At 58.0% G+C, this 6,142-nt stretch carries 7 protein-coding genes; 1 reads left to right on the top strand and 6 read right to left on the bottom strand.

Going from position 1 to position 6,142, the window contains the following annotated elements:
* Positions 1–137 precede the first annotated feature (137 nt).
* From C0039_RS19175 to C0039_RS19160, 4 genes are all read right to left on the bottom strand, one after another.
* On the bottom strand, positions 138–794 hold the full coding sequence (locus C0039_RS19175; RefSeq protein WP_101518992.1) for an OmpW/AlkL family protein: 657 nt from the start codon (positions 792–794) through the stop codon (positions 138–140).
* Between the two features lie 140 nt (positions 795–934).
* Positions 935–1,621, bottom strand: coding sequence for a COG3650 family protein (locus C0039_RS19170; RefSeq protein WP_101518991.1), 687 nt, complete (start codon positions 1,619–1,621; stop codon positions 935–937).
* A gap of 36 nt (positions 1,622–1,657) precedes the next feature.
* On the bottom strand, positions 1,658–2,557 hold the full coding sequence (gene rarD / locus C0039_RS19165) for an EamA family transporter RarD (RefSeq protein ID WP_165787194.1): 900 nt from the start codon (positions 2,555–2,557) through the stop codon (positions 1,658–1,660).
* Between the two features lie 23 nt (positions 2,558–2,580).
* Entirely contained in the window at positions 2,581–3,303 is a 723-nt protein-coding gene (locus C0039_RS19160) for a sulfite exporter TauE/SafE family protein (protein WP_101518989.1), read from the bottom strand.
* 80 nt (positions 3,304–3,383) lie between these two features.
* On the opposite strand from C0039_RS19160, the gene C0039_RS19155 reads away from it, so the two are divergent.
* A complete protein-coding gene (locus C0039_RS19155; RefSeq protein ID WP_076000729.1) occupies positions 3,384–4,121 on the top strand; it encodes an SDR family NAD(P)-dependent oxidoreductase in 738 nt (245 codons plus the stop codon).
* Between the two features lie 76 nt (positions 4,122–4,197).
* On the opposite strand, the gene C0039_RS19150 is transcribed toward C0039_RS19155, so the two are convergent.
* Entirely contained in the window at positions 4,198–5,469 is a 1,272-nt protein-coding gene (locus tag C0039_RS19150; protein WP_243391669.1) for a DUF1329 domain-containing protein, read from the bottom strand.
* An 82-nt stretch (positions 5,470–5,551) separates the two neighbouring features.
* Positions 5,552–6,103: a putative antibiotic biosynthesis monooxygenase gene (locus C0039_RS19145; protein ID WP_076000727.1), complete on the bottom strand. Its 552-nt coding sequence runs from the start codon at positions 6,101–6,103 to the stop codon at positions 5,552–5,554.
* Positions 6,104–6,142 lie beyond the last annotated feature (39 nt).

Genomic DNA, 6,142 nt, shown 5'->3' with positions numbered 1-6,142 from the left:
TCCGCTTTGTTTGAATGCCTCATCGTTTGAATGCCTCATTTCCCGCTAATGTGCGATGAACCATAAAAAAGGCCCCACACTTGCAGTGAGGGGCCAGACGCCATCAGACCGTAGGTGAGCCGGTCGATGGGATTCCGTTAGAACTTGTACGCTATACCGATGTTGTAAACCCAGGGGTCGATATCCACATCGAACTTAACCTTGGCATTACCCGCTTCACGCAGAGTGATTTCAGCAGTGGAATCAATATCGATGTACCAGATGCCAGCGTTGAAAGCCCAGTGATCACCAAAAGGAATATCGACACCAGCAGAAGCGGACAGGCCAAAAGAGTCGTCCAGGTCCAGGTCAGCCTTACCGACAATCCCTTCAAGATCGCTATTGACCTCTTCATCGTAGATGAAAGTGTAGTTCACGCCCAGGCCAAAGTACGGCTGCCAGCCGCTGCTGCCACCACGGGGATACCACTGGATAGACAGGGTGGGAGGCAGGTGCGTAACTTCACCAGCCTGCAGGTCAACTTCCTGCACATCAACATCATGAGTAAAAGGCGTCGCAGCCAGCAGCTCAATACCAAACCGCTCTGTGGCCATGTAAGTACCGATGAGGGACAGCTGGGTGTCGTCATCAATGTCTACCGTTACCCCCAGGCCCGGTACCTGGTCACTGTCAGCATCGGGTGAGATAGTGACGGCGCCAGCACGCAGAATCCAGTCTCCGGCTTCATAAGCGTGGGTCATTGCTGTGCCGCCAGCGAGCGCAGCGGCAACTGCGAGGGTAAGAACTTTCTTCATGATTCACTCCTGTCTTTGGATATTGACGCGGGAGCAACGCCGCTCCCGTATCAGCTGTTGCTATGGTAGGGGGGGGGCCCTTTCGAGGCATTGATGCTAATCAAGAGAAATGTCGTGGGCGGACCAGGACCCTGGTAGTATTACCGTTCCCAGGGGTGATCCAAATCACGCCCGCATCCGCCATAACTGCGATCGTTCAAGTTCACTCTGACAGTGTACGGAAAGGACTCCCCTTTCATGCTGTCTGTGCAAGTCTCCTCAACAGCACTGACGCTGATGTAATCACTCCCCTGGCGTGCTTCGTAAAATCTTTGCGCGCCCTCGTCAGTGCGCGCAACCTCACGAAACAGAAGCGTGGTCGCGCCGTAATCGCCTACAAAAAGCAGGCTTTCACTGCCACGAAGTTCCAGCGACCAACCAGGCTCGTTGCCGGTGGCGCGAAAGTCTATGCCCCTGCGCCGGGCATCTTCCCAGGGTGCGCGCGAAGGGTTCAGTCGACAGTTGTGGTAACTGCGCCCCGCGACCTCCAGCACCACCTCCTCCCCCCTGGCTACCAACACCACATCGCCCTCTTCATAGCGCGTGCCCGAACCGGAACGCACCTGGGATAACACCAGGTAGCGGTCCTCGAACCACAGCGCCATTTCGCCAGGGCCCACCCGGGTGATGAACTCGGCGCCGCCCTCGCATTCATACACCAGGGTCTTCGCCATGGGCCGGCTGTCAGGCCGAAACTCGCCACCTGCACTCGTCGCCTCCGGCTGCGCCTGCCCGGCACACGCCAGCAGCGGCAGCAGCAGAATAAACAGCAACAGCGTATTTCTCATTTCAACAACTCCCTGAATAAACGACTCATAAACGGATCAACCCTCCGCGGACAGTGTCCGCTGACGCCGCAGTTTCCGTGAACGCCGATAATTATCGACCGTAACAAAGGCAAGACCAATCCAGACCAGGACAAAAGCAGCAGCCTGCACGCCAGTAAAGGCTTCTCCGAAAGCAAACACGGCAACCAGCAACTGCGCCGTGGGGCCAATATAGAATACCAATCCCAGCGCAGACAGCGGCAGCAGACGCCCCGCCGCTACATAAGCTATCAGGGGGATGGCGGTAAACGCACCTGCGCCCAGCAGGACGAGGTCAACACCCAGGCCATACTGGCCCAGCCCGGCACCCTCGCGATAGACAATCCAGGCCAGGGCAAAGGGCGACATCACCAGCGTTTCGATAAACAAGCCCTCCAGGGAGCCGACGTTCACCTTTTTACGAATTCCGCCGTACAAGCCAAAACTCAGCGACAGCCCCAATGCCACCAGCGGCAAACCGCCGTGAGAAGACACCTGCAACAGCACCGCAGCAAGCGCAAACCCTACGCCCACCTTCTGCGGCGTGTCGATAGACTCGCGAAAGACGGTCAGGCCGATCACCACGTTAACCAGTGGCAGGAGAAAATAACCAAGAGCCGCCTCGGACGCGCGCTCGTGACTGATGGCCCAGAGAAACACCAGCCAGTTGGTCGCGCCCAGAAGCGCGGACGTTGTCATCATCACCATGGTCCACGGTTGTCGCAGAATCGCCAGGGCGGCACGAAAACGGCCGATAAACAGCAGGCAAAGCAATACAAAAGGCATGGACCAGAAGGCGCGGTGGGCGAGAAGGTCCTGGGCTTTCACCGGTTCAGCCTGAGTCCAGTACAGCGCGGCAAACCCCCAGATAAGATAGGCCGTCACGCCCAATAAAAAACCGCGCCTCTCATCACTCATTGCTGGCTGTTGTGCGACCACGGCTAACTCTCGTAGAACGGCAGCGCGATCATACGCAAGGCCAGCAAAGTCACAAGCACCTTGAAAGCGCGCTGAAAGTCGAGCTCCGGGATGAATCCGCGCAGCAGCGTACCAACCCATGACCCCGCGGTTACCGCCAGCACCATCGCCACGACCAGGTGCCACCAGGGAGCAAAGCTGAAGCCAATGGCGACGAAAGCAGCAACACGCAATATGTGGCTGATGCTCATGTACACCGCGGTGTTGACCACCAGCCAGTCGCGCTGCTGCCGCCTGCGCAACAACACCGCCGCGCCCAGCGGGCCGGTGGCGCCCGCCACCATGCCAAGCCCCGTCTGGTAAAAGCCCAGTGCAAGCAGACTGAACTGACCTCGCCCGGGTAACTGCGGCAGCGGCATCCACGCCAGCAACAGAATCAGTACGCCGACAATGGCTGGCAGCCAATGAAGATTCAGGCTGGCGTACACCTCACCGCCTATCCAGGCGCCCAGCACTGCCCCCAATGTAACCGGAGGAATCATGCTCCACTGTAGGTGTCGCCAACCAAACCCGGCACGTGACAGGTTGCTGGCCAGTTGCGTGCAGGCGTGAATGGGGAATATCGCAGCCACAGGCACCAGTCCGGGCATTGCTGCAATCAGCAATACGCCGCCGCCCATGCCAATGGCCCCGGCGAGAGCCGAGGTCAGGAACGCGATTGGGACCAGCAGGTATTCAACAGGCATGCGCAGGCACAGCTCTCATTGTTGTGGTAGCGTAAAACGCAGTAAGTCTAATTCTCCACAGGTAGAACAGGAAGCGATGCATGTTAGATCTTTCCGGCAAGACGGCACTGGTTACCGGGGCAGGCCGCGGTATAGGTATAGGCATTGCAAGGGTCCTTGGGCAACAGGGCGCGACACTGCTGATCAATGACCTGTTTGAAAATCGCGCTGCAGCGGCCTGCCAGCAACTCCAGCAGGAAGGGCTGGACGCATCCGCCCTGCCCTTTGACGCCACCGACTATGACGCGGTTCACGCTGCGGTGAGCACCTGCGGTGACGTGGACATACTGGTCAACAATGCGGGCATTCCCGGGCACGAGGGTATGCAACTGGAGTCCTTTGCAGACATGTCTCCCGATACCTGGCGTCCCATGATAGACCTGAACCTTTACGGCACACTCAATTGCACGCACGCTGTATTGCCAGGTATGCGTGAGAGAGGCTGGGGGCGCATACTGGTGGTGAGTTCCGATGCCGGCAGAGTAGGCACTAAAGTCGGCGTCAGCATCTACGGTGCGTGCAAGGCAGCCGCGGTGCACTTCATCCGCAATCTGTCACAGGAGGTAGCTGACGCAGGAATCACCGCCAACGCCGTCGCTCTGGGGCCTATGGACAACCTCCCGGAAGAAGTCGTCGAATTCGTTGCCAGGGGGATACCGGTGAAGCGACTGGGCACTGGCGAGGATGTTGGCAACGCCATTGCCTATCTCGCCAGCGAGGAGGCTTCCTGGGTCACCGGGCAGCTATTGCCAGTCAATGGCGGTTTGTCGCCGGCTTGAGCCATTGCTGATGTGAAGGCAAGGCAGACGCTGGCATCGCTAGTCGCCTGGGGTTGTGGTACTGCGAACCCATGCCCTAGCGCCCCATCTGCCGCAGGTATGAGGTGTTGAACGTCTTGTGACGCAGGGGATCCTGCGCCAGCCGGGTATTCATATTGAGCGTAGTGCAGTGCCTGGCCTGCAGATCAATCATCGACACCGCATCAGTAATTACGCCCTGCCAGGGTTTGTTCCCGGGCGTGTGGTAGTCGGAGTGGCTCAGCGCCACCATACCCAGCTTCCACAACTGGCCGCCCCGGTCGTAAATTCGTGTCAGCACCGGGCTGAAGGTAGCAGCATCGATAATGTAATGACGCTTTGATAAAGGATGGCGGCTGTCTCGCGGCACCGCCTGCAGGTGGAAGACCTTGCGTAACTGCCAGGTGACGGCAGGAAAACACGCGCCCGCACCAGCGAAGGGAATATCCCTGTATCCGCCTTCGCTGATTTCCTGCCCGCCCAGGTCCAATTGGCTGTGGGCATACATGGGCAGCAGCAGTTCATTACTACCAAGCAACGTCCACTCCATATCTATTATCCGGCCATTGTAGCCGAGGAAGTCCTCGATCATGATATCGCTGCCGAGGAAGGCGTCGGTCTTTTGTCCAGTGGCAATGCGTTTCACCCGCCGCTGGGTATTGAGATAAAGCCAGGCCTGTTCCGGGGCGCTGTCTTTTAACGCGCGGTGAATCAGTAACTGCGTATTGCGGATATCCAGCGGGCTGTTGACGCGCAGGTACATTGCTGAAAAGAGTTGCGCCGGATTGTCCTCCAGCGCAGGAACGGGATCATGGGAATGTCGGTAGGCGTAACGAAGTATTGCACCGTACATCTTCAGAGTGCGCTCGAGTTTACCACTAGCCATGTCCCGGTAGCGCCAGATAAAGTGTGCCGTCTCGATCTCATCCGGCGCATAAGCATAGCGCATATTCCAGGCCGCCTTGACGCCGGACTGCGGGTCGCTGGCAGTCAGCCCCGGAAAGGGTCGGCCACCCTCGTAGGCCGCCAGTTCACCCGGCTCCGAATCGAGATCGGGTTCACCGGCATGGCGCTCAGTGGCCTGAATATAGCGAGGATGAGTAGGGAACTTCAGGCCCGGCCCCAGCGTTAACTGAAAATCGCCGGCTCGAATTCGCTCGGCAACGACCTCATCCAGCCACGGACTGTATTGATCGACGTTATCGGAACCAACGGTCGCTCCGGATTTAAGCAATGGGCTATCACCGTCTACCAGCACCGGTGAAAACTCCGCTGCCAAAGCCGGCGCTTCCTGCGCTGACGCACCCACCGCACCTGCAAAAACAACCATTGATAGAAGTCTAAAAGCCAGTTTTTGCATGGAGCAGCTCCGATACTTGTGAATCATTCAATCAGTTGCGCTACTGGCACGCTTATCCATACAACCAGGACTTGAGCAGCCGCGTTACCCTCGGCATGACGAAATAGGTCATCAACATGACCTGCAAAAATACGCCAATGAATACCCGTATGGCCATTGGCCAGTCTGACAGCAGCGGCCCCAGCAACAGGTTGATCGCCAATACCAACACGAAGACTACCACCAGCAGTACAAGGGCCATCTTGTGCGGAGAAGGATGGGCCGCGGGGAGTTCGGGAAGGCTGAACCAGAACTCCAGGCCGGTGGCCTTCTCTACGGCGTCTTCTCCCTCGGTGATGCCTGCCAGGCGCGCCAGCCACTCAGCGCGCGTGGCGGACTCCTCCCAGTCTTTGGAGTGTTCATAGGTGTCAAAGCGAAAGATGGTAACGTACTCGGTGGAGGGTGGTGTCGGACGAATAACGTTAACACCCATGTGACCCGGAAATTTAACCGCCTCGGCGGTGATGCCCTGTACCCATTGCTCGTATTCCAGTACTTTCCCCGGGATCACCCGTCGAGAAATCGAGATAGTTACCGGACCGCTGTCTTGATTGGTTTGGCTCATAAACTGGGTCCTTTTGGCAGCAGGCTATGGCCCCGGCGG

The organism is Pseudohalioglobus lutimaris (genome assembly GCF_002866825.1).
Taxonomy (GTDB): Bacteria; Pseudomonadota; Gammaproteobacteria; order Pseudomonadales; family Halieaceae; genus Halioglobus; species Halioglobus lutimaris.
This window is presented reverse-complemented; position numbering and strand designations above follow the sequence as displayed.